General features: G+C 62.2%; 25 protein-coding genes. 15 read left to right on the top strand and 10 right to left on the bottom strand.

Annotated features, from left to right (window positions below):
- Position 1: 1 nt before the first annotated feature.
- Both NKH73_RS28130 and NKH73_RS28135 read right to left on the bottom strand, forming a co-directional pair.
- Positions 2-988 carry an ABC transporter permease gene (locus tag NKH73_RS28130; RefSeq protein WP_352937787.1) on the bottom strand — a complete coding sequence of 329 codons (987 nt, stop codon included), beginning with the start codon at positions 986-988 and terminating at the stop codon, positions 2-4.
- A gap of 120 nt (positions 989-1,108) precedes the next feature.
- Positions 1,109-2,041 carry a substrate-binding domain-containing protein gene (locus tag NKH73_RS28135; RefSeq protein WP_352937789.1) on the bottom strand — a complete coding sequence of 311 codons (933 nt, stop codon included), beginning with the start codon at positions 2,039-2,041 and terminating at the stop codon, positions 1,109-1,111.
- Positions 2,042-2,444: 403 nt separating this feature from the next.
- On the opposite strand from NKH73_RS28135, the gene NKH73_RS28140 reads away from it, so the two are divergent.
- Entirely contained in the window at positions 2,445-3,365 is a 921-nt protein-coding gene (locus NKH73_RS28140) for a LysR family transcriptional regulator (protein WP_352937791.1), read from the top strand.
- 43 nt (positions 3,366-3,408) lie between these two features.
- On the opposite strand, the gene NKH73_RS28145 is transcribed toward NKH73_RS28140, so the two are convergent.
- From NKH73_RS28145 to NKH73_RS28155, 3 genes are all read right to left on the bottom strand, one after another.
- On the bottom strand, positions 3,409-4,398 hold the full coding sequence (locus tag NKH73_RS28145) for an MBL fold metallo-hydrolase (RefSeq protein ID WP_352937792.1): 990 nt from the start codon (positions 4,396-4,398) through the stop codon (positions 3,409-3,411).
- Positions 4,399-4,630: 232 nt separating this feature from the next.
- A complete protein-coding gene (locus NKH73_RS28150; protein ID WP_352937793.1) occupies positions 4,631-5,788 on the bottom strand; it encodes a fumarylacetoacetate hydrolase family protein in 1,158 nt (385 codons plus the stop codon).
- Positions 5,789-6,029: 241 nt separating this feature from the next.
- The gene (locus NKH73_RS28155; RefSeq protein ID WP_065010097.1) at positions 6,030-6,722 is read right to left on the bottom strand and encodes a FadR/GntR family transcriptional regulator; all 693 of its coding nucleotides are present in this window, start codon (positions 6,720-6,722) and stop codon (positions 6,030-6,032) included.
- A gap of 179 nt (positions 6,723-6,901) precedes the next feature.
- Here NKH73_RS28155 and NKH73_RS28160 point away from each other — a divergent pair, with 179 nt between their 5' ends.
- From NKH73_RS28160 to NKH73_RS28195, 8 genes are read left to right on the top strand one after another with little or no spacing between them, the layout of a single operon-like run.
- Complete coding sequence (locus NKH73_RS28160) at positions 6,902-7,897, top strand: ABC transporter substrate-binding protein (protein WP_352937794.1); 996 nt, start codon at positions 6,902-6,904, stop codon at positions 7,895-7,897.
- 12 nt (positions 7,898-7,909) lie between these two features.
- On the top strand, positions 7,910-8,737 hold the full coding sequence (locus NKH73_RS28165; protein WP_352937796.1) for an ABC transporter permease: 828 nt from the start codon (positions 7,910-7,912) through the stop codon (positions 8,735-8,737).
- A 1-nt stretch (position 8,738) separates the two neighbouring features.
- Positions 8,739-9,542 carry an ABC transporter ATP-binding protein gene (locus tag NKH73_RS28170; RefSeq protein WP_352937797.1) on the top strand — a complete coding sequence of 268 codons (804 nt, stop codon included), beginning with the start codon at positions 8,739-8,741 and terminating at the stop codon, positions 9,540-9,542.
- A gap of 6 nt (positions 9,543-9,548) precedes the next feature.
- Positions 9,549-10,304 carry an ABC transporter permease gene (locus NKH73_RS28175; RefSeq protein WP_352937799.1) on the top strand — a complete coding sequence of 252 codons (756 nt, stop codon included), beginning with the start codon at positions 9,549-9,551 and terminating at the stop codon, positions 10,302-10,304.
- A gap of 2 nt (positions 10,305-10,306) precedes the next feature.
- Entirely contained in the window at positions 10,307-11,005 is a 699-nt protein-coding gene (locus NKH73_RS28180) for a fumarylacetoacetate hydrolase family protein (RefSeq protein WP_352937832.1), read from the top strand.
- On the top strand, positions 10,998-12,530 hold the full coding sequence (locus NKH73_RS28185; protein WP_352937801.1) for an acyl--CoA ligase: 1,533 nt from the start codon (positions 10,998-11,000) through the stop codon (positions 12,528-12,530). The genes NKH73_RS28180 and NKH73_RS28185 overlap by 8 nt, the downstream gene beginning before the upstream one ends.
- A gap of 2 nt (positions 12,531-12,532) precedes the next feature.
- Positions 12,533-13,519, top strand: a complete 987-nt coding sequence (locus tag NKH73_RS28190) for a 2-dehydropantoate 2-reductase (RefSeq protein ID WP_352937803.1) — start codon at positions 12,533-12,535, stop codon at positions 13,517-13,519.
- A 58-nt stretch (positions 13,520-13,577) separates the two neighbouring features.
- A complete protein-coding gene (locus tag NKH73_RS28195; protein ID WP_352937805.1) occupies positions 13,578-14,213 on the top strand; it encodes a 2'-5' RNA ligase family protein in 636 nt (211 codons plus the stop codon).
- A gap of 12 nt (positions 14,214-14,225) precedes the next feature.
- Here the strand turns inward: NKH73_RS28195 and NKH73_RS28200 are convergent, their stop codons facing one another.
- Positions 14,226-14,705 (bottom strand): SRPBCC family protein, encoded by a 480-nt coding sequence (locus tag NKH73_RS28200; protein ID WP_352937807.1) that lies wholly within the window; start codon positions 14,703-14,705, stop codon positions 14,226-14,228.
- Positions 14,702-15,061, bottom strand: coding sequence for an ArsR/SmtB family transcription factor (locus NKH73_RS28205; RefSeq protein ID WP_352937809.1), 360 nt, complete (start codon positions 15,059-15,061; stop codon positions 14,702-14,704). Before NKH73_RS28205 ends, NKH73_RS28200 begins: the two co-directional genes overlap by 4 nt.
- A gap of 173 nt (positions 15,062-15,234) precedes the next feature.
- Here NKH73_RS28205 and NKH73_RS28210 point away from each other — a divergent pair, with 173 nt between their 5' ends.
- Positions 15,235-15,597, top strand: a complete 363-nt coding sequence (locus NKH73_RS28210) for an ArsC family reductase (RefSeq protein WP_352937811.1) — start codon at positions 15,235-15,237, stop codon at positions 15,595-15,597.
- 75 nt (positions 15,598-15,672) lie between these two features.
- Here the strand turns inward: NKH73_RS28210 and NKH73_RS28215 are convergent, their stop codons facing one another.
- On the bottom strand, positions 15,673-17,169 hold the full coding sequence (locus NKH73_RS28215) for a xylulokinase (protein ID WP_352937813.1): 1,497 nt from the start codon (positions 17,167-17,169) through the stop codon (positions 15,673-15,675).
- 55 nt (positions 17,170-17,224) lie between these two features.
- Positions 17,225-18,208, bottom strand: coding sequence for a sugar-binding transcriptional regulator (locus NKH73_RS28220; RefSeq protein WP_352937815.1), 984 nt, complete (start codon positions 18,206-18,208; stop codon positions 17,225-17,227).
- Between the two features lie 139 nt (positions 18,209-18,347).
- Here NKH73_RS28220 and NKH73_RS28225 point away from each other — a divergent pair, with 139 nt between their 5' ends.
- Both NKH73_RS28225 and NKH73_RS28230 read left to right on the top strand, forming a co-directional pair.
- Positions 18,348-19,676 carry a sn-glycerol-1-phosphate dehydrogenase gene (locus tag NKH73_RS28225; protein WP_352937817.1) on the top strand — a complete coding sequence of 443 codons (1,329 nt, stop codon included), beginning with the start codon at positions 18,348-18,350 and terminating at the stop codon, positions 19,674-19,676.
- A 4-nt stretch (positions 19,677-19,680) separates the two neighbouring features.
- Positions 19,681-20,490, top strand: coding sequence for an HAD family hydrolase (locus NKH73_RS28230; RefSeq protein ID WP_352937819.1), 810 nt, complete (start codon positions 19,681-19,683; stop codon positions 20,488-20,490).
- 210 nt (positions 20,491-20,700) lie between these two features.
- Here the strand turns inward: NKH73_RS28230 and NKH73_RS28235 are convergent, their stop codons facing one another.
- On the bottom strand, positions 20,701-21,621 hold the full coding sequence (locus tag NKH73_RS28235) for a sugar-binding transcriptional regulator (RefSeq protein WP_352937821.1): 921 nt from the start codon (positions 21,619-21,621) through the stop codon (positions 20,701-20,703).
- Positions 21,622-21,776: 155 nt separating this feature from the next.
- On the opposite strand from NKH73_RS28235, the gene NKH73_RS28240 reads away from it, so the two are divergent.
- The 3 genes from NKH73_RS28240 to NKH73_RS28250 are packed head-to-tail and all read left to right on the top strand — an operon-like array spanning position 21,777 to position 25,103.
- Positions 21,777-22,664 (top strand): carbohydrate ABC transporter permease, encoded by an 888-nt coding sequence (locus tag NKH73_RS28240; protein WP_352937823.1) that lies wholly within the window; start codon positions 21,777-21,779, stop codon positions 22,662-22,664.
- Between the two features lies 1 nt (position 22,665).
- Entirely contained in the window at positions 22,666-23,538 is an 873-nt protein-coding gene (locus NKH73_RS28245; protein ID WP_023799420.1) for a carbohydrate ABC transporter permease, read from the top strand.
- Positions 23,539-23,597: 59 nt separating this feature from the next.
- A complete protein-coding gene (locus tag NKH73_RS28250; RefSeq protein ID WP_352937826.1) occupies positions 23,598-25,103 on the top strand; it encodes an ABC transporter substrate-binding protein in 1,506 nt (501 codons plus the stop codon).
- The last annotated feature ends 99 nt before the right edge of the window (positions 25,104-25,202 follow it).

A 25,202-nucleotide genomic window follows, 5' to 3' on the forward strand; every position in this document is an offset into this window, starting at 1 on the left:
TTCAAGTCCCCGCCTGATGCCGGCGTTCCAGCCATGAGTGAAGCGCCATCATGCCGAGGATGATCGCGCCGATGAAGATGTTGTAGGCAAGGCCCGGCACGCCGATCAGCACGATGCCGTTGCGCATGACGCGCAGGATCAGGATGCCGAGCACGGTGCCGATGACGGTGCCGCGTCCGCCGGTCAGCGCGGTGCCGCCGATGACCACCATGGCGATCACTTCGAGCTCGTAGCCGGTGCCGCTGTTGGGATTGGCCGCCGAGGTGCGCAGTGAGCTGATCACGCCGGCAAGCGAAGCCATGACCGACGACAGGATGAACAGGCCGATCTTGACGCCGCTGACGTTGACGCCGCGCGCCCTTGCTGCTTGGGGGTTGCCGCCTGCCGCCTGGATCCAGTTGCCGGTCCGGCTCTGCGTCAGCACGTAGCCGAGTGCGATTGCCGCGGCGATGAACCAGAACAGCGACATATAGATGCGGAACGGCCCGATGAAGAAATCGCCGACCAGCGCCTCGGCGAGCCAGCTGCCTTCGGCGCTCCAGGTCCGCTGCGGAAATCCGTTGGTGACGAACAGGGCGGTGCCGCGCACCACCAGCAGCATGCCGAGCGTCACCAGGAAGGACGGGATCTTGAGCTGCGTCACGAACCAGCCATTGACCAGCCCGATGAGCGCGGCAACCAGCAACGCCACGACGAAGCCGGCTTCCAGAGAGGTGACGCCGCTGTTGAAGAGCGTCCACATCAAGACGGGCGAGAAACCGAACAGCGAGCCGACCGAGAGGTCGAATTCGCCCGATGTCATCAGCAGCGTCATCGCCAGCGCGATCAGGCCGAGCTCGACCGTGAAGGCCAGTATGTTGCTGATGTTCTGCGGCGACAGGAAGTCGTGGTTGAACCCCCAGAACACGGCGAGCTCGACGACAAGCAGCACGAAGGGCCCGAATTCCGGCCTGGCGATCGAGCGTTGGATGATGGAGCTATTTTCCACGTTGGGCCCGCGACATGGTTGGAACTGGCCAAGCCCGGCACCGCAGGACGCGCTTTCGGGGCTCGGCGGAATGAAGGGGATGATCGCGGCACTCGTGCCGCGATCATCCCGATCGCGGTGTTATTTCCCGGACAGGATGTCGTCGTAGACCTGTGCGGTGTCCTTTTCGTAGAGCGCGCCGGTGATCACGTCGAAGCCGGGGGGAATACCGCTGGCGGCCATGTTGGCCAGCGAAAGCGCCACATAGCTGGTCGCCTGCGGATCCTGCCACTGCCCGGCATTGACGTAGCCGGTCAGCACCTCCTGGGTGGTGTCGAGCGAGTTACCCCAGCCGACGACAGGGATTTCGCCCGGCTTGATGCCAGCCTGGTCGAACACCCTCTTGATCGAGCCGGTCACCAGATCGCCGAGGCCGATGATCGCCTTGACCTTGGCCCTGTTGGCGGTGAGATAGTCGACCATGCGGTTGATCGCTTCGGCCTGATCGAGCGTGGCTTCGGTGATCTCGTAAGTGATGCCGAGCGGCTCGAACACGCTCTTGATGCCCTCTTCTTCCTGGACGCCATAGGTGGCGCCTGGGATTTCGACCGGCATCCAGACAAAATCGCCCTTTTTCACCAGGCCCTTGTCGACCAGATACTGCGCCCAGTTCTTGCCGAAGGTGACGTTGTCGCCGCCGACATAGGCGTTGAAGTCCGCCTTCGGATCGGGCGTGTTGAAGTTGATGATCGGGATGTTTGCCGCCCGTGCTTCCTTGGCGAGCTCGATAAGGCTGCCCGGGTCGGGGCTGGTGGTGGTGATGCCGTCGGCCTTGGCGGCGATGGCCGCGCGAACCGCCTCCTGCTGAGATGCCACGTCGCCATTGTGGAACGAGGTGTTGACGGTGTTGCCGGTGTCCGCAGCCCATTGCTTGGCGCCGGCGAGGAAGTAGGTCCAGACCGGGTCGGCCGGGCCGCCATGCGAAATCCAGTAGAAGGTCTTGGCCTGCGCTGCCGCCGGAATGGCCAGCGCCACGAGCAAGCCGAATACAAATAGTCGTAGCCTTGTCAGCATTTGATTTCCTCCCATTTTGAAAACTGCCTCCACCTCCGACGACGATCAGGCAAATCCTGATCGCATTCTTGCCAGCGCCGATCTGGATGCATCAGAGCATCCGCTTTTTCGACATATGGCAAGCCTCCATTTGCCAGTGGTAGTTGGCGCAACCCGAGGCGCCATCAGCAGTCCCATCAGATTGCATCAGTTTGTCTGATATTTTCCAGGCAGTTGGCTCCTCGAAATTTCATTGGGGGCAAGGTCTGTCCTGCGCGGATCCCTGAGCGCTATGGCTTGTAGCAGATGATGAGCCTTCACCGGCGGGATAGAACTGGGCAGCGCTTTGCCTGGAAGCCAACAGTGCGATACGAGGAGCCTCGGCAGTAGGTCCATGCTGTCTTAACCTGAGGGACGAGCTCAATTGCGCGAACGTATGCTCGAGATCGACGGGGGGCTGCTCCTAACCCTCGATGCTCTTCTGAAGGAACTGAACGTCACCCATGCCGCAGCTCGGCTCGGCATCACGCAACCTGCTCTTTCCGCTCGTTTGCTTCGGCTGCGGCAGTTGTTTGGCGACCAACTCTTGATCCCGGCATCATCCGGCCGCGGGATGGTGCCGACACCGCACGCCGCCGCGCTCCAGCCCGAACTCGCCAAGCTGATCGAACGATTGCGCGAGTTCGCCAATGTGGCGCAGTTCTTCGATCCCGCCACCAGCCGCCGCGTCTTCCGGATCGCCGCAACGGACAATCCGGCGGCGATCCTCGCACCGGAGCTCATCCCTTTCCTGAAGGCGAAGGCACCTCACATCCGCCTCGCTTTTGTACTTCCGGACAAGTCTCGGATCGCCGCTCACCTCGAGCAGGGTGACATCGACCTCTTCATCGGCGCGGCCGAGGATGTGGCGGGTGGACTGATCGGAAGGACGCTGTTCGACGAAGCGTTCGTCACGGCACAGCGCAAGGATCATCCAAGGGGTAGCAAGCCCTTCGATCTGGATGAATTCTGCTCGCTTGACCACCTCCTGATCTCGACCAGCGGAGGCAGCTTCTCCGGCATGATCGACGAGGCGCTGGCCGCCCTCGGACGTGAGCGTCGGGTCTCTGTCTCTATCCAGAGCTATGCGCTCGCCCCCTTGGTGCTGATGGGCAGCGACTGCATCTGCACCCTGCCGCGCCGTTTCCTGCAGCGTTTCACCACGTCGCTCGATCTCTTCGAGCCTCCCCTGGCCCTCGCCAAGTTCCAGATGTCCGCATTTTGGCATCAGCGCATGAGCGGCGATCCCGCTCATGGCTGGCTGCGTGAACAGGTGTTTCAGACGGCGCGGGCCCAAGGCCGCTAAGCGGGCCTGGTGATCGCTTGCCCCTGCAGCCTCGGTCCTTGGCCTACAGCCCTTGGCTTCCTTCCCGGTTTCGGTACTCGGCTGGATGCCAGGTGAACGAGCCGCCGCCCTCGGCGCGGATGTGCCCGACGCCGGGAAATGGAAGATGAGGCGCGGCAACGAGTTGGCGAGCGTCTGCGAAGGACGCGAAGGTCTTCTCCCGCACTGCTGCCGCCTCTCCCGGGTTAACGTCGTATAAGATGGTGACAGCAGGATCGGGAAACTGCACGGCCGCGACGTGGATGACGTCGCCGATAAATGCGATCGAATGCCCCTTGCTTGATACCGTGAAAAAGGCACTACCCGGCGTGTGACCGGGATGCAGCGTCGCCACGATTCCCGGGAGGATCGTTTGGTTGTCGGAGAACGTCCTCACCTTGCCCGCCCGCTGATAGACGCCGATCGTCTTTTCGGCTTCGTCGAAGTACTGGCGGGCGTAGCCTGTTTTTTCCGAGTTCGACGCGTCCAGGAAGAAGGTGAGATCGGGCGCTCCGACGTGAACCGTTGCATTGACGAACACCGGCTTGCCGTCGGCGACAAGGCCGCCCGTGTGGTCGGTGTGGATATGAGTGATGAGGATGTCGGTGATATCCTGCGGCATGACACCGATGCTGGCGAGGCTGTCGCGCAGCTTCCCGCCGTAGCCTGGGCCGAAGAGTTGCCCCGAACCTGTGTCGACAAGCGTGAGCCGCGCGCCGTCCCGGATCAGGAAGGCGTTGATTGAAGCTTCCACCGGATTGGACAAGAAGGCGTGGTTGAGGTGCTTGTCGACCTCCGCAGGTGATGTCCCTGTCAGGAGGGCGTGCAGGTCCTGCGGAACGGTGCCGTCGGACAAAGCAACGATGCCGAGGTCGCCGAGCGGAAACGTGTAGGTATCAGTGGTCTGCGAGTAAGCCCCAGTGGGGCTAGGTGCCGCGCTCTCGGAAAAAGCCGGCACGGCCGCGCCGAGGAGCAGGCTTATGGCGGTCGAGGCGAAAAGGATACGCAAGGTCATGATTGCTGAGGTCCTGGTTGTGATTGTCGGTGGACCTTGCTTACGGCTTGTGCGTTTCTGATTGAAATTCGATAGCTGGATCGGACCTATCGACGAGCCTTATACCTCTCGAAGCGAAGACCTCGCGTGGAGTCCCACATCGGCCTGAAGAATTCAGAACCGATAGGTTAGACCGCTCTTGACCGCATTGGTGCTGGTTTCGCTGGCCAACTGGATGATTAATGGTCCTGTCTCAGATGAGGTCGGCCTTGGCGAGGTCGCGCATCAGATGGCTGGCGCCGTAGGTCCAATGCGGACAGTCCGGCGACAGCCGCACGCGGTTGACCAGCGCGCCGAATTTCTCCGATGAGATGGTGACGATGTCGCCGACTTTATGCGTAAAACCCTTGCCCTTTTCGCCACGGTCCTTCGACGGCACGAACATGGTGCCGAGATAAAGCGCCAGCCCGTCGGGATATTGGTGATGCGGCCCCATCGCGGCAGCGACCAGTTCCTCCGGCGAACGGCTGATCTCGGCCATCGAGCTGGCGCCCTCCAGCGAAAATCCGTCTTCGCCCTCGACCTTCAGGCGCACGATGGCCTGCTTTACATCGTCGATGGAAAATGTCGCGTCGAACAGCCGGATGAATGGTCCAAGCGAGGCTGAGGCATTATTGTCCTTCGCCTTGCCGAGCAGCAGCGCCGAGCGCCCTTCGACATCGCGCAGATTGACGTCGTTGCCGATTGTCGCGCCGACGATCTTGCCGCTGCTGGCCGCGATCATCGCGATCTCGGGTTCGGGGTTGTTCCATGTCGACACCGGATGCAGGCCGACATCGGCGCCGAAGCCGACCGAGGCCATCGGCTGGCATTTGGTGAAGATCTCGGCGTCGGGGCCGATGCCCACTTCCAGATATTGCGACCAGGCGCCGCGCTGGATCAGCTTGGCCTTGATCTCCATCGCTTCGGGCGAGCCGGGCTTGAGCTTCGACAGATCATGGCCGATCAGCCCCGCAATATCGGCGCGAATGGCGTCCGCCTTCTCGGCCGAGCCGCGCGCCTGCTCCTCGATGACCCGTTCGAGCAGGCTGACGACAAAGGTAACGCCCGATGCCTTGATAGCCTGCAGGTCGACCGGAGAAAGCAGGTATGGTTTTTCCGGATCGCGCGCGGCCTGGAAACTGTTGGCGGCAATTGCGTCAAGCGACCCGATCGGTTCGCCCCTGGCAGCGTGGACGTAGCCTGCCGGATCCGGCATCTCGCAGACGTCGCGCACGGTTGGTGCCATGCTCGATGTGATGTCGAAGATGGTGCCGTCGCGAACAGTGACCACCAGCGGGTACGATGCATCGCTGGCCCTGGCGCGGCCGATGAAAAGGCCCTCAGCGGGCAGGTGCGTCGGGTTGGTCATGGTTCAAAACTCCTCTATGTCTCGTCCTGCCGCGACGGTCTTTCCCGGCCGTGCGGCTCGATCGCGCCGGCCTGGCCGGCGCGGCGCGGCACTTTCAACAAATTCCGTCGAAAGGTCTATCCCGTCCTAGAGCCGGGCGCCGCTATCCGGCGCTGTCTGTGCCCCTGGACCCCAATCGAATGCGATGTGTCCCAACGGAGAGGCGGAGATGTCCGTTCAAAACCAGTGAGGCGCGGCTCGGCTATTCGGCGGCTTCGCGTACGGGGATCAAGCGCCGCTCGACCTGCTGGAGATGCAGGCGCATCGCCGCCGCCGCGCCGCCGAGGTCGCGCTCGGCGATCGCCTCGACGATCCGTTCATGGTCGGCGAAGCTGTGATGGTCTGCCGGGGGGCGCGCCCCTTCTGAACGAAGACGCCCCCAGACGACGGTTCGGCGCACGGCGTTCAGGACGTCGAACAGGCCGAGCAGTACGTTGTTGCGGCTCGCCTGCGCAATCTGCCGATGGAGCAGATTGTCGATATTCTCGTATTGCCGCCATGTGACGGCTTCCCGCGTCTGCACCAGCGATTGCCGCATCGAGGCGATATCCGAAAGCGTGGCGTGCAGCGCCGCTTCGCGCGCAATCTCGGGCTCGATGATGAGGCGCGCGCGCATCACGTCGGCCGGATTTGTGCGCCCGGCGATTTCCGAGATGCCGATCGTCTCCTCGACCGGCCCGCTGCCGACGAAGGTGCCCCTGCCGACGTGACGCCAAATGCGGCCGTCCTTCTCGAGCACCGCCAGCGCCTTGCGCAGATCGCCGCGCGATACGCCGAGGCTCTCGGACAGCTCCCGCTCGGCAGGCAGCCGCGTCTCACCGGCATGGTCCATCTGGGCAAGATAGGCCTGAAGCTGAACCAGGGCGGCATGACCGCCATTTCCGGGATCGTCCATTAATTTAACCAATTCGCCTAAGATTTCCCTTCTGTCGGTGTTAAAACGATTAGCGTAAACCGTCAACTGCCGAGTTTTCTTGGCCAGCGCGTCCGAGGTGGTGCAGTTTCTCCTTGACCAATTCGCTCCATAGCCTTAACCAATCAAGGCAATGGTTACAAGAAACGGGAGGAATGACAATGGCCAGCATCACCAGACGTACCATCCTTGCCACCGCTTTCGCCGCAACCCTGGCATGTGCAATGCCCCTGTCGGCCGCAAACGCAGGTGACATGCGCATCGCATTCGGCGACCTTCCGGGTATAGAATCCATCCAGACACTCGCCGCGATAGAGCGCGCCAAGGAACGCGGCGTGAAAGTCGAGCTCATTGTTCTCAATGACGAGGATCTGGCGGCCCAGGCCATTGTCGGCGGCCAGGCCGATGTTGGCATCGGCGCGCCCTATACTCTTATCCAGAAGGTGGGTGTGCCGATCCGCATCTTTGCGCAGATATCGACGCTGCGCTTCTTTCCTGTCGTCAACAGCGAATTCTACAAGGAATGGAAGGATCTCGACGGGCAGGAAGTCGCCGTTCAGGCGCGCGGTTCCGGCACCGAGGCGGTCATGCTGCTGATGGCGAAAAACCACGGCATCAAGCTCGGCAACATCAGCTATGTCCCGGGTTCCGAGGTTCGCCGCAATGCGCTGCTCCAGGGAACGCTGAAGGCGTCGATCGTCGATGCCGCCAACAGGCGCGCGCTTGAGGCCGAAGCTCCCGGCAAGTTCATCGTCTTGCCGGTCGAGGATCTCGGCGCCTCGGACGAAGCGCTTTTCGCGACCGCAGACTATCTGAAGAACAACGCCGCCGATGTCGATATCCTGGTCGAGGAACTGATGAAGACCGCGCGCGAAATCACCGCGAACCCGGCGGTGGCGGTCGAGCTCCGCAACAAGTACAAATTGCTGCCGGATCTCGGCGCGGAAGCGGATGGCGAAATCACCGAATACTACAAGGAAACTGCGGAAGCCGGCAGCCTCGCGCTGAATGGCGGCGGAGCGGATGCGGCCGCCGACGACTTCGCCTTCTTCAGCCTTGCCGGGCAGATCGAAGGCGATCCCGCAGGCCTCAAGGTCGAGGACTTCTGGGACGTCTCCGCACTCGACCGTGCTGTCGCCAAGCTCGGCAAGAAATAGGCGGCCTGCCTGATGGCCGTAAGCATCAGAACCGACGGCGAGGCTGCCAGCCTCGCTCCTCTTTCCAACCGCAGTGCAACGGGCGCGTCGTGGGACCAGCCGATCCTGCTCAGGCTCGTGTCGATCGCCCTGTTCGCAGGGGTTTGGGAGGTGGCCGGGCGCATTCCCGTCAGCTTCGCCTTCCCGACTTTTTCCGACACGATCATCGCCTTTTTCGGACTGCTCGCCGATGGCAGCCTGGCAACCGCCTACCTCTCGACACTGCAGCCGCTGGTGCTCGGTGTTGTCCTGTCGGCGTTCCTGGGTGTCGGTCTCGGCACGATCTGCGGCTTGTGGCGCACCGGCGAATGGCTGGTGATTCCCGTGTTCATCGTGCTTCAGGCTGCACCCGTCGCCGCCTTCATTCCGATGGTCACCTTCGTCTACGGCATCGGCATGACCGCCAAAACGCTCGCCGTCATGATCCTGGCGCTGCCGGTCATCGTTCTCAACACCTACAAGGCCGTTCGCAACGTTAACGAGTCGCTGCTCGTCATGTGCCGATCGTTCATGGGCACACGTTGGCAGACCATCGCCAAGATCATTCTTCCTGACGCCAGTCCGGTGATTTTTGCCGGCTTGCGCCTCGGCGTCGCTGCCGGGTTCGTCGGCGTAGTGCTCGCCGAACTGCTGATCACCCCGACCGGCATCGGCGACCTCATCACCTTCCACCGCTCGCGCGCAGACTACGCCGAGATGTACGCAACAATTGCCTCGATCATCGCGCTTTCCACCCTGACGCTCGTCTTTCTGCAGTGGGTGGAATTCCGTGTTTTCAGGCCCGAGAGTAGAGGTGCATAAGATGGTCGCGACCGCATTGCGAAATGGGCCGTCGCCGGTTCCCGCACCGATCGATTCAATCGTGGAAGTGAGAGGAATTTCCAAGACCTACGGCAATGTCGAAGCCTTGCGCGGCATCGATCTCGACTTTCCCAGGGGCAAGCTGACCAGCCTTCTCGGACCCAGCGGTTGCGGAAAGACGACGCTGTTGAAGATCATAGCGGGGCTGATACGGGCCGACGGCGGCACCGTCGCGATCAACGGCAAGCGCGTCAGCGCACCTGGCCCCGAACGCGCTTTCGTGTTCCAGGATTTTGCGCTGATGCCTTGGGCGACGGTGACGCGCAACGTGGCCTTCGGCCTGGAATTGCGCGGCACCAACAAGGCCGAGCGCGAGGAGACCGCCCGCCGCTACATCGCCGAGGTGGGTCTTGCCGGCTTCGAGGACAAATATCCGCACGAGCTGTCGGGCGGCATGCGCCAGCGCGTGGGCCTGGCGCGGGCCTTGTCGGTCGACGCCGATGTCCTGCTGCTCGATGAGCCGTTTTCGGCGGTCGACGAGCAGAACCGGCGCAAGTTCCAGGAAGATCTGATCAGGCTGCGCACCAACCAGAACAAGACCTTCATCTTCGTGACGCATTCGATCGAGGAGGCGGTCTACATCTCCGACCGCATCGTGTTGCTGTCGCCGAGACCCGGCCGGGTTTCGCAGATCATCGAACCGGCAATCGACCGCTCCGGCGACCCGGAGCGCATTCATCGCGACAGGCACTATCTCGATACGGTCGACGAGATCTGGCAGGGGCTGAAGCAGTATGTGGAGTGACCGGCCATGACCTTGTTTGGCTATCGTGTACCAATGATGGCGTCCCTGCTCGTCTGGTGCGTCTTATGGGAAGTCGTCGGCCGGCTGGACCTTATCTTTCTGCTGCCGCCGTTTAGCGACGTGCTGGCTGCAGCGTTCAATCTCGTGCAGACCTCGTCCTGGCAGAGCGCGACGGTCACGACCCTTTGCGCCTTCGCCATGGGCATGGCCCTGTCGATCGTCATCGGCGTGCCTCTGGGCATCCTGATGGGACGCGTCAAGATCGCCGACGATCTGCTCGGCATGTGGGTCAACATCTTTTCAAGCGCACCGCTCTCGGCCATCGTCCCGGTGCTGATGATCCTGTTCGGCTTCGGCGAGAAGACGATCGTTGCGGCGGTGTTCCTGTTTGCGATCTGGATCATCGTTCTCGACACCCGTGCCGGGGTCCGCCATATCTCGCCGTCGCTGATCGAAATGGCGCGTTCCTATGGCGCCTCGCGCCCGGCGCTCTATACCAAGATCATCCTGTGGGCGGCGCTTCCGGAAATCCTTGCCGGCATCCGCCTCGGCCTCATCCGCGGCGTCAAGGGCGTCGTCATCGGTCAGTTGCTCGTCGCCATCGTCGGCTACGGCGCGCTGTTCGAGACCTTCTCGCGAAATTTCCGCATGGCCGAATTCTGGGCCTTGACCATCATCCTTTTTGCCTTCGCCCTGCTGATCGCCGAACTGATCGAAAGGGCCGAAGCCAAAGTCGAATACTATGCAGGAGCAAGACAGTGAACATGCACGGCACGACCTCAAGCTACGTCATCGAACCGACCGCAATCCCGGGCATTCCGGTGGCGGGAACCGACAAGATGTTTCCGGTGCACCGGGTCTATTGCGTCGGGCGGAACTATGCCGCGCATGCCGTCGAGATGGGACACGACCCCAACAAGGAGCCGCCGTTCTTCTTCCAGAAGAACCCCGACAACCTCAATGTCAGCGGAGAATTTCCATATCCCCCGGCCTCCAACGATGTCCATCACGAGATCGAAATGGTCGTTGCGCTGAAAAGCGGCGGTACGGATATCGCGGTCGAAAGGGCTCTGGACTGCGTATTCGGTTATGGCGTAGGTCTCGACATGACGCGGCGCGACCTGCAAGGTAAGGCGAAGGACATGGGCCGTCCATGGGAGGTCGGCAAGGCCTTCGAGGCATCGGCGCCATGCACGCCGTTGGTTCCGGCAAGCTCGATCGGTCACCCAACCCAGGGCGCGATTTGGCTGGACGTCAATGGCGAGCGCAAACAGACCGGCGATCTCAACCAGATGATTTGGAAAGTTCCGGAAATGATCAGCTATCTCTCAGGTCTTTTCACGTTGATGCCGGGGGACATCATTCTTTCCGGCACGCCAGCGGGCGTCGGCGCGGTCATTCGCGGTGATGTTCTTCGCGGTCATATCGATGGCGTCGGCGACCTAGAGGTTCGCGTTGTCTGAAGCGTCGATCATTGAACGGCTTGCCGCCGGAGCGGACGGTGCGCCGGCGATCTCGGCGCCGGACAGAACCACGCTCACCCATGGCGGACTGCGCCGGCTGATCTCCGAAACGGCTGCGCGGCTCAATGCGCTGGGCCTGGGCCGTGGCGACCGGGTGGCCATCGTGCTGCCAAACGGCCCGGAGATGGCGACGGCCTTTGTAGCGGTGGCCGCGGCGGCGTCCACGGCGCCGCTCAATCCCGCCTCCCGGGCCGACGAGCTCGATTTTTATCTCAGCGATATCGGCGCCAAGGCAATCCTGGTCGCCGAGGACGAAAGCGGCCCGGCGGTCGCCGTCGCCGAGCGTCTGGGCATAGCTGTACTCAGGCTGATCGCGCGAGGTGACGCGCCAGCCGGCAGCTTTGAGATCGAGGGCAAACCGGTCGGTCAGTCTGTTTTGTCCGGTCTGTCGGAGGACGGCGACATAGCGCTGTTGTTGCACACCTCCGGCACCACGTCGCGCCCCAAGCTGGTGCCGCTCAGCCACGCCAATCTTGCCGCCTCGGCTGCCCATATTGGCGCCACGCTCGGCCTGACATCAGGCGATCGCTGCCTCAACATCATGCCGCTGTTCCACATCCATGGGCTGATCGCGGCGGTGCTGTCCTCGCTTGCATCAGGTGGCAGCGTCTTCTGCACGCCGGGCTTCAACGCGCTGCGCTTCTTCCATTGGCTGGGCGAGGCGCGGCCGAGCTGGTACACGGCGGTGCCGACCATGCATCAGGCGATCCTGCCGCGCGCCGCGCGCAATGCCGATCAACTGGCGGCGGCGCCGCTGCGTTTTATCCGCTCATCCTCGGCCTCGTTGCCAGCGCAGGTGATGGCCGAGCTCGAAGCGACTTTTGGCTGCCCGGTGATTGAATCCTACGGCATGACCGAGGCCGCGCATCAGATGGCCTCGAACCGGTTGCCGCCGGGCCTGCGCAAGCCGGGGAGCGTCGGCGCCGCCGCCGGACCGGAGGTCGCGGTGATGGCGCCGGACGGGCAATTGCTGAAGCCTGGTGAAACCGGTGAGATCGTCATTCGCGGGCCCAATGTCACCGCGGGCTACGAGAAGAACCCGGACGCCAATGCCGCCGCCTTCGCCCATGGCTGGTTCCACACCGGCGACCAGGGCGTGCTCGACGAAGACGGCTATCTGCGCGTCACCGGCCGGCTCAAGGAGATCATCAACCGCGGCGGTGAGAAGATCTCGCCGCTTGAGGTCGACGACGTGCTGATGGACCATCCGGCGGTGGCGCAGGTCGTCACCTTCGCCACCCCACACGACAAGCTCGGCGAGGAGGTCGCGGCGGCGATCGTGCTGCGCGAAGGCATGGCCGCCACCGAAGGCGACATCCGCAGCTTTGCCGCGATGCGGCTTGCCGATTTCAAGGTGCCGCGCATTGTCCTCATCCTGGACGAAATCCCGAAGGGCGCGACGGGCAAGCTGCAGCGCATCGGTCTCGCGACCAAACTCGGTCTGGCCAAACCCGGTCTGGGATAATGATGCGGATCACCATTTTTGGCGCCGGCGCGATCGGCGGCTATCTCGCGGCCAAACTTGTCATGGCCGGCCGGGTCGATCTGTCGATCGTGGCGCGCGGCGCGCATCTCGACGCGATCAAGGCGAACGGGCTTCGCCTGATCGAAGACGGTCATGAATCCGTCGCCTCTGTCAGGGCTGCCGCTCATGCGGAGGAATTAGGAGCCCAGGATTATGTCGTGCTGGCGCTCAAGGCCCATTCGCTCGCGCCAGCCCTCGACCAGATCGCGCCGCTGCTGGGCGAGGGGACGGCCGTCGTCACCATGCAGAATGGCGTGCCGTGGTGGTATTTCCACAAGATCGGCGGGGCGCTCGAAGGCACGCGGTTGCAAGCGGTGGATCCCGGTGGGGTGATCTGGGACCGGCTTGGGCCGGATCGCGTCATCGGCTCGGTCGTCTATCCCGCTGCCGAGGTGGATGCGCCCGGCCTGGTCCGCCATATCGAAGGAAAACGCTTCTCGCTTGGCGAGCCGTCGGGCGAGAGGAGCGAGCGTGTTACGCGGCTTGCCGAAGAAATGGTTGCGGCGGGGCTGCAGGTGCCGGTTCGCGACGACATTCGCGGCGAAATCTGGGTGAAGCTCTGGGGCAATCTCTCCTTCAACCCGATTTCCGCGCTGACCGGCAGTACGCTTGCGGCGATCGCTGCCGACGAGGCAACCCGCACGCTTGCCCGCACCATGATGCTGGAGGCGCAGGCGATCGGCGAAAGCCTCGGCGTGCGTTTTCCGATAAATGTCGACCGCCGCATCAAGGGTGCCGGCGACGTCGGTGAGCACAAGACCTCGATGCTGCAGGATCTGGAGCGCGGCCGACCGATGGAGATCGATGCGCTGGTGACGGCGGTCCAGGAGCTTGGCCGGCTGACTGGCCAGCCGACGCCCACCGTCGACAATGTGCTGGCGCTGGTGCGCCGCCTCGCCATCGAGTGCGGCTGCTATTTTCCCTTGTAGATAGTTCTCGTTTTGTTCTAGTCTGTCCCAACGGATAAAATGCCGGACGGGATCAGCCATGAACGAGCTGCCTGCATTCGGAATCGGCAAGAACGGCCAGACTTTCTTCCGCTGGGACGAGCCGGACCAGCGGCGCCACGATCGGCTGTTTTTCGCCATTCTTTTGAAAAGCACGATCGCTACACCGCTGGCGCTGAAGGCGGCTGGTTGGCAGCGTGAGTTGGTTCTGCGCGGCAAGCTCATTCCGGCAGAGCAGTTGCATATCTCGCTGTTTGGGCTCGGCGATCATGACGGGTTGCCAATGTCGCTTGTGGAAGCCGCTTGCCGCGCCGGCGGCCTCGTTCAGGCGGCATCTTTCGATGTTTCCTTCGATCGCCTGTCGGCCTTCGGCGGTGGCGCACTAGTGCTGCGCAGCAGCGACGGCATCCCGTCGCTGCAAACCTTTTGGCGCAGCCTCGGCGCTACGCTCTCCGACAGTCCGCTGAAGCCCTTCGTGGCGAATTCCTTCGAACCTCATGTCACCTTGCTGCGCGACAGGACGCGTGTCGCGAAGCTAGGCGAACGGGTCATCGAACCGATCGGCTGGACGGTGCGGGAGTTTGTGCTCATCCACAGTTTCTTGGGGCAGGGCCGGTATCAACTCTATGGCCGCTGGCAATTGAGCGACCAGGACGACGCCCTGGCCGCCATGTGAGAAGACGCGGTGTCAGATCGTCTTGACGTATTGCGCAAGCTGGTCGGCCACGGTGCCCCAGCCATCGAAAAAGCCCATCTCCTGGTGGTTATTCCGCGTCGCTTCGTCGCGGTGGATGGCGGTCGCGGTGTAGCGTGTCGCCTTGCCTTCCGGCTCCAATGATATGACCGCTGTGATGAATGGGTCTCCCGACGGCCGATAGCCAGGCAGCAGCGCATCGGTCCATACCAGCCGCTCGTTCGGCACGATCTCGAGATAGCAGCAATGGCGGTCGTTCACCTCCTTGCCGTCAGGAGACTGCATGCGGGTCCTGAATAGGCCGCCAGGCCGAAGATCGATCTCGCAATCCGTGATGGTCCACGGCTTCGGTGTGAACCATTGGCGGACATGCTCGGGCTTGGTGTAGGCGGTCCAGAGCAGTTCTCGTGGCGCGTCGACGACGCGTTCGAGAACCAGGTCCAGTCTGGGGTCCGGTTTGAATACTATGCTCATGTATCTTTCTCCTTGAGTGTCATGACGTAGGCGTCGAACTGGTCCAGGCGGCGCTCCCACAGCGCACGCTGCTCTGCCAGCCAGTTTTCGGCGAGCTTCAGCGGCTCGGGCGCGAGTTGGTAGGTCCTGATCCGGCCAGTCTTTTGCGAGTGCACCAGCCCGCAACCTTCCAAAACCTTCAGGTGCTCGATGAAGGAGGGCAGGGCCATGTCGAATGGCTGCGCAAGCTCGCTGACCGAGGCGGGGCTTCTGTTCAGCCGCTCGACAACCCGGCAGCGCGTCGGATCGGAAAGCGCGCGGAAGATGCCGTCTATCGGCGGGATGCTTGCGGTCTGTGGGCTTGTTGAAACGGTCACGTCGTTCTCGCGCCTCTGATCATGGCCAAAGCTGGTTCGGAAAATACTTAGGAAAATCCCTTAGTGTTTGCAAGCGCAAAATTCGAAGATGCTGGCGGTGCCGCTGGCAAAGTGGGACGTGCGGTTTTAGGGTGCGGTCGGAATCGACAAGCGATCAGCCCGAAGGTAAAATTTTGACCATCACAATGTACGGCATCACCAATTGCGATACGATCAAGAAGGCGCGTCTCTGGCTGGAAAGCCATGATGTCGCCTATCGGTTTCACGACTACAGGGTCGAAGGCCTGGAGGCGGATCGGCTCGATGGCTGGTCCGGCAAGGTCGGCTGGGAAATCCTGCTCAACAAGGCGAGCACGACGTTTCGCGAACTGTCGGACAAGGACAAGCTGAGCCTCGACGAGAAGAAAGCCAAGGCGCTGATGCTGACCAAGCCGACGATGATCAAGCGGCCGGTGCTGGAGATCGGCGACCGCATACTGGTTGGCTTCAAGCCTGATGTCTATCAGCAGGCTGTAGGCGGGTTAAAGCAGGCTTAGGCGGGCGGCAACGCTTTTCACAAGCTCGCTATTTTCATGACGACTTGTGCATTGTCGATCGCATCCCGGCCGGTCTCAATTCCGCCAGGCGAATTGGGTCGCGGGGAAGACCTTGGCCTGCCTGGCCGACAGCGTGTCCCACGCTTCGCGGCAGCTGGGGTCCGGTTCGATCGTCTCGGCGATGCTCGTCATGGCGTCCGCGGCCTCGGCAAAACTCTCGAACCATCCGATGCCGACCGCAGCGCTGATGGCTGCGCCGAGGGAGGAGGCTTCGGCATTGTGACCCTTGTGGATCGAGATCCCGGTTGCGTCCGCGATCATCTTTGTCCAAAGCTTACTGTTGGCGCCACCGCCGATCGCCACCATTTGCGTGGGCGAAAGACCATGGCTGCGCATCTCTTCGAGAGCCCGGGCTGTTTGCAGCGTCATCGCCTCGAGCCCTGCTCGATAAAAGTGACCGAGCGTATGCGACGGATGCATGCCGATGAAGCTCGCGCGTGCGCTCGGATCCCAATGCGGGTCCATGCAACCGACCAGGGTGGATCCGGCGAGAAGTCCGTCCGAGCCGATCGGGACGGCCGCCGCTTCCCTTTCCAGACGGTCGAAGATCGCCGGATCGGAGCGTCCGCCGGCAAACGTGTCGACGAACCAGTTGACGAAATAGACACCGGCCCGCTGCACTGCCTCGAGGAAATAGCCATCGCCTGTCGGCGAGGTCATGGTGCGCCAGAAGGCGCCGACCACCGGTTCCCGCGACCAGATTCCCGCGATGATCGCAGTTCCGAGATTGAGATAGACGACGCCGTCGCGCATGGCATTGACGCCGAGCCCGGCGCATTGCCCGTCGCCGCCGGCGGCAATCACCGGCGTTCCTTCGGCGAGACCCGTTGCGGCGGCCGCCGCAGCATGAACGGCCCCGACCCGGGTGCCGGACCGCACCGCATTGGGAAGTTGTGACAGCTTGATGCCGAGATGATCGAGGATCGGCTGCGACCATGCCTTGCGCGAGATGTCGAAGAGACCGAACGGATCGGCGCTCGTCCAGCTCGCACTCGGCGTACCCGTCAGTTTCAGCGTCAGATAGCCGTGCACGTCGAGGATTTTCCTCGCCTGGTCCAACCGTTCCGGTTCGTTCTCGCGCAGCCATTTCAGGCGGTAGACGACCGGCGTCACGTCGATCGGCTTGCCGGTGATTGCGTGCAGCCGCTCACGGCCGATCTCGGCCGCGAAACGGTCGACCAGCCCGGCGGCACGTTCGTCGAGCCAGAGGCTCGCGGGCCCGATCGGCTCGCCGGCGCCGTCGATGAGGGCAACGGTCTCGCGCTGGTTGGAGATCGCGACAGCGGCGATGCGCTTCGCATCGACCGTGCCGACAAGCTGTCGCAGCGCCGCCGTCGCGGCCCGCCACCAGTCGGCAACCTCCTGCTCAACATAGTCGGGCCGCGGTTTCATCAGATCGAGCGGCGCGCGGCCTTCCGCCACGGCTCGCCCGTCCCGGGTCCACGCAATCGCCTTGCAGGATTGCGTCGAACTGTCGAGGCCGACGACAAGAGGTCCGTCGCTGCTGCCCATATTTGTCCTCCCGAGGCGATGAATTCCGCCGAGTGCCGGTTATTCCGAGTGCTGGTTATTCCAAGAGAAAATTCGCGGTGGCCATGTCGGTGACAAAATGTGTCGCGTATCCGCCGTCGAGCCCAGCCCTGATCGCGCCCATCTTGCGGGCGCCACCGGCGGCGCAGATGCGGATCGGAACCTCCTTCAGTTCGTCGAGCGTGATGCCGACGGTTCGCCCGTCGAGCGGCGTTGCGAAAGGGGCCCCCTGAGCGTCGATGAACCGGCCGATGATGACCCCGAGCGCTCCCCGCTCGATCATGCCGGCAAGTGCGGCGGCGTCCGATATCCCGGCTCGGGCATAGGTGCTCTCCGGCCCGATATCGCCGATCCCGAAGATGACCTTGCCGGCAGCACGTATCATACGGAACTGGTTGACGAGCATCGGCTCCTGCATGAGTTCGTCGTGCAGTTCCTCGGTGGAGACGATCGCTGGAGCAAGCAGGTTGATGCAGCGGGCGCCGAGCCGGTTGGCCATCAGCGAGGTGCAGAATTCCGGCGAGAAATCGCTGGTGCCGATCGAGCTTCCCGAGAGCTGGACGACGGTGAGGTTCCGATCATGGCGCAGTCGCGGGATCGAGCGGGCGGCAGAGAGCACCGTTTTTCCCCAGGCAACGCCGATCGTGTCGCCCGGATCGACCATGGAGGCGAGCAACCGTCCCGCCGCTTCGCCGATGCGGCGGTCGGCATCGTTGGGATCGAGGTCGGGAATAACCGCAGCGCCACGAAGCCCGAATTTTTCCATGAGCCGCCGCGAGGTCAAGGTGCGGGCAAAAGCGTCGTGGTCGACCTGGACGGCGACAAGTCCGCTTTCGCGTGCCTCCTGCAGATAGTTTACCACGCTCGCCCTGGAGACGTTCATGACCTTCGCCACATCGCTCTGGTTAAGCTGGTCGACATAGTAGAGCCAGGCCGCCCACGCCACCGCGCTATCGAATTCGGACGGCAGTACCGAGAGCCCGGATGGTCGGACCGCGTCGATGTCGGCATTGGCATTCATGCGCCTTTTTCCGCAGGTTTGCAGAACGAAGTCAAGCGTTGCGGGCAGAAGCTTGACAAAAGACAGTGATAGGTGACTATTGTTCGATCACGCAGCGTGCCTGCGTCTCGATCAGTGAGTTGCCCCAGAAGAGGACGCCATGACCAATCCGGCAGCCGGATCCTGGACGACATTAATCGACGACATTTTGGACGGGCGCTGGACCAACCCGGAGACCGGCAAAAAGGCGGTGGTGCCGTATGACCGGATTGTCATCGAAGAAAGCCTCGAAGGGCGGGCAGCCGATCTCGTTTCTGAGCTCGAGCTGGGTGAGCGGTTCACGATCGTTGCGGATGCCGCGACCTATGATGCACTTGGCGAACGCGTTGCGCGCGAGCTGAAGACGCTCGGTCCTGTCGATGTCGTGATATTGGATCACCCACATGCCGACATGGCCAACGTCGAAAGCCTGGCCGTCAAACTCGCCGATGCGGAAGCCGTGGTCGCGGTCGGCTCCGGCACGATCAACGATCTCTGCAAGTTCGTCACCGGAAGGAACGAACGGCGCTATTGCGTGTTCGGGACAGCCGGTTCGATGAACGGCTACACATCGACGACGGCGTCCATCACACTGGAAAGCGGCCTGAAAGTATCGCTGCCTTCCCACGCGCCATCAGGTTTTTTTGTCGATCTTGGCGTCTCCGCTGCCGCCCCGACCTATCTGTCGGCGGCGGGGTTCGGTGACTGCCTTTGCCGCTCGGTCGCCCAGATCGACTGGTGGATGTCGCACCGCCTGCTTGGCACCGCCTACCACCAAGTGCCGTTTCTCATCCAGGAGAAGGATGAGGCGGCGCTCAACGAGCGTGCGGCAAAGCTTCCCGAACACGACATCGAGGCCAATGGCTATCTCTACCGCGTGCTGACGCTCTGCGGCCTCGGCATTGCCTTCACCGGCGTCTCCAATCACGGCTCCATGGGCGAGCATCAGATATCGCACTACATCGACTGCTTCGCCGGCGAGCGTCACCCCGGTACGCTCCACGGTACCCAGGTCGGTGTCGCTTCACTGACCATGGCGCGGCTGCAGCAAGCAATGCTCGCAAGCGATAAGCCGCCGGTGGTGAAGGCGACGAAGATCGATCCTGACGACATGGTCCGCCGCATGGGGCCGGCTGTCGCTGCACAATGTCTCGACGAGCTGAAGAAAAAGGCCTTCGACCAGAATGCCGCCGCCGCATTCAACGAGCGTCTGCAGGAGCTCTGGCCGACGCTCAGGCAGGAGCTCAAGCAATTCATGATGCCTGTCGACGAAATGCTGGGGCTGCTGAAATCTACCGGCGGGCCGATTTCAGCGGCTGAACTGGGCACGCCGGCCGATTTCTATCGCGAGGCCGTCGTTCACTGCCGGGAGATGCGCAATCGCTTCTCCTTCCTCGACATTGCTGCAGATGCAGGAATGCTTGAGGATTTTGCTCGCGGGGAAGCCTGACCGGATGCGTGACCTCGCCGAATTCGGACCCGAATCTGCCTCGCGCATTCGCGGCGTCTTCTGCGATATCGACGACACCTTGACGACCGACGGTCGTCTTCCGGCCGATGCCTACCGTGCGCTCGAACGCTTGCATGAGGCGGGCCTTGTCGTTGCTCCCATTACCGGGAGACCGGCAGGCTGGTGCGACATGATTGCCCGGTTCTGGCCGGTGACCGGCGTGGTCGGCGAAAATGGCGCTTTCTACTTCGCTTATGATCACGCAACGCGAAAGATGATCCGGGTTTTCGCCGCGAGCGCTGAGGAACGCCGGGAAAACAGGCGTCGGCTCATCGAACTGGAAAAGCGCATCGTCCAGGAAGTGCCTGGCTCGGCCGTATCCGCCGACCAGCAATATCGCGAAGCCGATCTGGCCATCGACTTTTGCGAAGACGTTCCGGCGCTGCCGCTGTCCGATGCCAGGCGCATCAAGAAGATTTTCGAACAGGCCGGCGCCGTCGCCAAGATTTCGTCGATCCATGTAAACGGCTGGTTTGGTCGCTACGACAAGCTGTCGATGACGCGCCGCTTTGCGAGCGAGAGGCTGGGAACCGATCTCGATGCTGAAAGGCAGGCCTATGCATTCGTCGGAGACAGCCCGAACGACGCCCCGATGTTCGGGTTCTTTCCGAACGCGTTCGGGGTCGCGAACGTGATGGATTTCCAGGGACAGATCGATGCCGAACCCGCTTTCGTCACGAGGTCGCGGGGTGGTCGCGGCTTCGTCGAGATTGCTGACGTGATCTTGGCAAACCGGAGGTCGGGGTTGGTCTGACCGGCCAGCGCGAAGCGCGCGGCCGCAAAGACGCAAAAGGATGTTCTGCAGGCGATGGAACCGAACCAGGGACGGCTTAGGAAAGATCTGCCGGCAGTCTGCTTTCAGATGCCAGTCTGCGCTCAGATGCCAGTCTGCGTTCAGATGAAAGCAGGCGCGATGCAACAGGGGGCATCGCACAGCACCTACCGCAAATCCGGTCAGCGGATGTCAAAGCGAGCTGCCCGTCTCCTGGTCGGTGATGAGGCCGGTGAAGAATCCCTTTTCCAGGAGCTTGGCCATGATGCCGACCTTGTTCTTTCCGCCAGAAACAAGGACGCGTTTGGGAATGTTCAGCGTGTCGAGAGGATAAACCCCGACGATGCGTTCATTGACGGGATGGTCGATGAGTTCGGCGTTCCGGTCGAAGAAATAGCCGAGAAAGTTCCCGATCGGCTTCATCCTGAGGACGTCGTCGAATTCCTCGTCAGTCATATAACCGACGCTGCGAAGCGTCGAACTGGTAGTCCCGCCGACGCTCATCAGCGCAAGGTCGGCGTTCAGCGCCTTCTGGATAACCTCGCGTGCGCTCGGTTGCTGCAGGATCGTCTCGCGGCTTTCGCGGCTGTCGCAGATGATGGGTCCGGGCAGATAATAGGATTCGGCCTGAGTGCGCTGGGCAAAGACGGCAGCGGCGTCGTATTTGTCGATCGACGACCGGCGCGACAGAGAGCCGAGAAGCGGTACGACGGTGACGTTCCTGAGCGCCACCGGTTCGATGTTGGAAGCGAGCCATCTCATGGTTCGGCCCCACGCCATGGCGACCGTCATGTCGTCCCTGAGCAGGGTCTCGACGGTCTGCGCGGCATAGATGCCGATCACTTCGGAGAGCCCGAGCTCGGACCCGGTGTCATTAGGCGTGACGCTGCATATGTCGAGCCGGTATTTCCGCCTGAGCTGTTCTTCCATTTCGAGCGCCTGGGACGTTCCGGCGTTGATGCGGATCGAAACGATGCCGCGCTCCTTCGCCTCGGCCAGCAGCCTGTGGATCTTGGTGCGGTTGATCTGCAGCCGCTCGGCGATGGCCTGCTGTGTTTCGCCCAGCACGAAATATTGATGGGCTACCCGTGCCAGGAGGCCGATCGACGTCATGAGGGTCCTCCGATGCTGGTGGCGCACCCGTCCGAACGCCGCTGTCGCCGGCCAACAAGTGCTTGCCACGGACATGGTGACGATATAGCATTTGAACAAATGCACAAGATATGAACATTTGTGCATCGCAAAACGAAGCGGTTCGGGAGGAACGCGTGCGGGTTGCCCAAGCCAGACGTTTCGTCATTTCGGACCATCCGCTGCCATGGCTGGCGCCGCTGGTGGCAATGCTGCTTGTCTTCACCGTCTACCCGCTGATCTACAACATCTGGCTGAGCTTCCACGAGTTCGTCCCGCGCAGGCGGGCGCTCGAATTCGTCGGAACGGAAAACTGGGCGCAGCTCTGGAACGACACGCGGTTCTGGCAATCGCTCGTCATCACCTTCACCTATTTTGCCATCGCGCTGGTGTTTGAGCTTGTGCTCGGCATGGCGATCGCGCTGCTCCTGGACAGCGACGGCTTCGGTTTCGGATTTCTGCGCGGCGTGCTGACGATGACGCTCGTCATCCCGCCGGCCATTGTCGGCATGATGTATCTGCTGATGGAGGATCCCCAGTTCGGGGTGATCAGTTACCTCCTGCAGTCCATTGGCCTGCTCAATCCCAACAACCCCATCCTCGCCACGGCGTCGACAGCGCTTGCCGGCGTTCTCGTCGCCGAAATCTGGCAGTGGACGCCGTTCATGGTTCTCATCTTCCTTGCCGGCCTCAGGGCGCTGCCGCCGGAGCCTTACGAGGCTGCGATGATCGACGGCGCGTCGTCGTTCCAGATTTTCCGGCGCATCACCCTGCCGATGATGTCTAAGGTGATCGCGATCGCCGTCCTGATCCGCGGCATCGATCTCTTCCGCGTCTTCGACTACGTCTTCGTCATGACATCAGGCGGGCCGGGAGCGTCGACCTATTCGCTTTCCCTCTATGCATGGCAGCAGACGTTCAGCTTCGTAAAGTGGGGCTATGGCGCCACGCTCAGCCTCGTCACCCTCGTGATCATCCTCGTCATTGCCAACCTCTTCATCCGTATCGCGAAGGTGAAATGGTAGAATGAACGGCTCTTTCTCCACCCGCATGCTTCGCACCATCGCCGCCTGGGTTGTGGTCGCAATCTTTTTCTTTCCGATCTACTACTGGACGTCGGTGGCGTTCAAACACGGCAACGACATCTTCAACCGGCCGCCGAAACTGTTCGCCTTCACGCCGACCTTCGACAATTTCCAGAAGGTGTTCGGGATTTCGCTGGGCAGCGGCGGCATCACCGTGACGCCGGGCGGCGGCAATTTCTACATGGCGCCGCGCGTCTGGGATTCGATTGTCATCGCGACGCTGTCGACCGTGCTCGCCGTCGCCATCGCCACGCTCGCCGCCTATGCCCTGTCGCGCATGAATTTCCGCGGCCGGCACAGTTTCGTCGGATGGGTGTTGTCGACGCGCATGATGCCGCCCGTCGCGGTCGCGGTTCCGATGTTCTTCATCTACAAGAATTTCGGGCTCATCGACACCTATACCGGCATGGTGCTGATCCACGCGCTGATGAACCTGCCGCTCGCCGTCCTCCTGATGAAGAGCTTCTTCGACGACATCCCCTCCGAAATCGACGAGAGCGCGATCGTCGACGGCGCCAGCCGCTTCATGATCTTCCGGCGGATCGTGCTGCCGATGGCCAAGGGCGGTATCGCCGCCACGGCGGTCCTCTGCTTCATCTTCAGCTGGACCGAATTCCTCTTTGCGCTGACCCTGACCACCACGTCGCTCAAGACCGTGCCTGTCGTCTCATCGACCTTCGTCACCTCGATCGGCACCGCCTGGGGCAACATGGCCGCACTTGGCGCCGCATCCATCATTCCCGCTTTCATCTTCATTCTGTTGGTTCAAAAGCACCTCGTGCGCGGTCTCACGATGGGATCGTTGAAACAATAGATGGGAGGCTCGAATTCGCAGCCTTGTGAAAATCGCGAATTAAACCGGAGGAGTAGACAATGAAAGACAGCATCAGAAAGGCGCATCTTGCCTCTGTCACCGACCGCTTCGTTCGCGGACAGATGGACCGGCGCTCGTTTCTTCGCGCAGCAAGCATTCTCGGCCTCGGCGCCGGCGCGCTCGGCATGGGATTGGGGCGACGTCCGTTCTACGGCATCAGCCAGGCATCGGCTCAGGAACAGGAACTCAAGCCCAGTGCTGAAATCACCAAATGGCTCTCGGATGTCGGCAAGCCCTTTGCCGGAACGACCCTTCGCCTCGCTACGGAATCGACGCCGCCATCGAATGCCATCGCCACGCAGCTCAAGCAGTATTTCGAGGAGGCTACCGGCATCAAGGTCGAGATCGAAGTGCTGCCGCTCGAGCAGGTGCTGCAGAAGCTGACGCTCGACGTGGCGTCGAGCCTCGGCACTTACGACCTCTATTACATCGACCAGAGCTGGGCGGCGAGCTTCAGCCAGGACGTCTTCGATCCGCGCGAGCAGCTCAAGAATACCGAACTGGCAATGCCGAACTACAATATCGACGATTTCCTGAAGCCGCTCGTCGACGGTATCGCCATGTACAAGGACAGCATGGTCGGCGTGCCCTACGACATTCCGATCTTTATCACGCAGTACCGAAAGGACGTCTGGGACGAGCTCAAGTTGCCGCCCCCCGCCACGCTGGAGGATTTGCTGCAGGCGTCTGCGGCGATCACCGACGCCAAGGGCCCGAACATGTACGGCACCAGCGGCCAGATGAAATCGGGCCATTACAGCCTCGAATGCGATTGGACCGCGTGGCTTTGGGGCCATGGCGGTTCGATTTTCGGCGCCGACGGCAAATTCACCGGCAATGACGAAGCTGGCCTGGCCGCCATGGCCTATTGGGACAAGCTCAAGGCGACGATGCCTCCCGGCGTCGACGGCTGGACATGGGATGGCGAGGGCCAGTCGGTCGGCCAGGGCGTCGCCGCATCGATGCTGTCATGGGGCGAATTCTTCCCGTTCTTCGACGATCCCAATGCGTCCAAGGTCTCCGGTCTGATGGAAGCCATGGTTCCGCCGAAGCCCGCCACCACGCTGCGCACGGTCGAGCAGACCGGATTCGGCGAAATTCCGGGGGTTGGTCACCAGGGCGGCTCTTCGCTCGCGGTGTCGAAATACTCGAAGAGCCCGGACGCTGCCTGGATCTTCATGCAGTGGGCGACCTCAGCCGACACCCAGGCGCTGATAACCGTCCTTGGCGGCGGTACGGGGCCAACGCGCACCAGCGTCTATGACGATCCGCGCGTGCTGGCCAATGCGCGTGTCGGCGCCGGCACGACCCGCCATTTGCCGGTCGTGCGCGACACCATCGCCAACTATATGGGATCCGAGCCCGACCTGCCGGCATGGGCAGAACTTTCGAGCGACATGATCCCGGTTGCGCTGGGCAAATACTTCGCCGGCCAGTCGGGCTCGGCCAAGGAGTCGCTCGACGCCCTGAAAACCCAGGTCGACGATCTGGTCGCCAAGGGCTGAGTATTCCAGGGGTGGGGGGGGGGGGGGGGGCCGCCCCGGGGTCGGCGCACCAAAAACAAGAAAACAACAAAAAATGCTAACACACTCGACCAGGCGCGG

This window comes from Mesorhizobium sp. M0938 (assembly GCF_040319125.1).
GTDB classification, from domain to species: Bacteria; Pseudomonadota; Alphaproteobacteria; order Rhizobiales; family Rhizobiaceae; genus Mesorhizobium; species Mesorhizobium robiniae.

Bases quoted from the DNA above. Each gene is read 5' to 3' on its own strand.
- NKH73_RS28135 (WP_352937789.1), bottom strand. From the start codon at position 2,041: ATGCTGACAAGGCTACGACTATTTGTATTCGGCTTGCTCGTGGCGCTG.
- NKH73_RS28145 (WP_352937792.1), bottom strand. From the start codon at position 4,398: ATGACCTTGCGTATCCTTTTCGCCTCGACCGCCATAAGCCTGCTCCTC.
- NKH73_RS28150 (WP_352937793.1), bottom strand. From the start codon at position 5,788: ATGACCAACCCGACGCACCTGCCCGCTGAGGGCCTTTTCATCGGCCGC.
- NKH73_RS28155 (WP_065010097.1), bottom strand. From the start codon at position 6,722: ATGGACGATCCCGGAAATGGCGGTCATGCCGCCCTGGTTCAGCTTCAG.
- NKH73_RS28160 (WP_352937794.1), top strand. From the start codon at position 6,902: ATGGCCAGCATCACCAGACGTACCATCCTTGCCACCGCTTTCGCCGCA.
- NKH73_RS28165 (WP_352937796.1), top strand. From the start codon at position 7,910: ATGGCCGTAAGCATCAGAACCGACGGCGAGGCTGCCAGCCTCGCTCCT.
- NKH73_RS28170 (WP_352937797.1), top strand. From the start codon at position 8,739: ATGGTCGCGACCGCATTGCGAAATGGGCCGTCGCCGGTTCCCGCACCG.
- NKH73_RS28175 (WP_352937799.1), top strand. From the start codon at position 9,549: ATGACCTTGTTTGGCTATCGTGTACCAATGATGGCGTCCCTGCTCGTC.
- NKH73_RS28180 (WP_352937832.1), top strand. From the start codon at position 10,307: ATGCACGGCACGACCTCAAGCTACGTCATCGAACCGACCGCAATCCCG.
- NKH73_RS28190 (WP_352937803.1), top strand. From the start codon at position 12,533: ATGCGGATCACCATTTTTGGCGCCGGCGCGATCGGCGGCTATCTCGCG.
- NKH73_RS28195 (WP_352937805.1), top strand. From the start codon at position 13,578: ATGAACGAGCTGCCTGCATTCGGAATCGGCAAGAACGGCCAGACTTTC.
- NKH73_RS28200 (WP_352937807.1), bottom strand. From the start codon at position 14,705: ATGAGCATAGTATTCAAACCGGACCCCAGACTGGACCTGGTTCTCGAA.
- NKH73_RS28215 (WP_352937813.1), bottom strand. From the start codon at position 17,169: ATGGGCAGCAGCGACGGACCTCTTGTCGTCGGCCTCGACAGTTCGACG.
- NKH73_RS28220 (WP_352937815.1), bottom strand. From the start codon at position 18,208: ATGAATGCCAATGCCGACATCGACGCGGTCCGACCATCCGGGCTCTCG.
- NKH73_RS28225 (WP_352937817.1), top strand. From the start codon at position 18,348: ATGACCAATCCGGCAGCCGGATCCTGGACGACATTAATCGACGACATT.
- NKH73_RS28230 (WP_352937819.1), top strand. From the start codon at position 19,681: ATGCGTGACCTCGCCGAATTCGGACCCGAATCTGCCTCGCGCATTCGC.
- NKH73_RS28235 (WP_352937821.1), bottom strand. From the start codon at position 21,621: ATGACGTCGATCGGCCTCCTGGCACGGGTAGCCCATCAATATTTCGTG.
- NKH73_RS28245 (WP_023799420.1), top strand. From the start codon at position 22,666: ATGAACGGCTCTTTCTCCACCCGCATGCTTCGCACCATCGCCGCCTGG.
- NKH73_RS28250 (WP_352937826.1), top strand. From the start codon at position 23,598: ATGAAAGACAGCATCAGAAAGGCGCATCTTGCCTCTGTCACCGACCGC.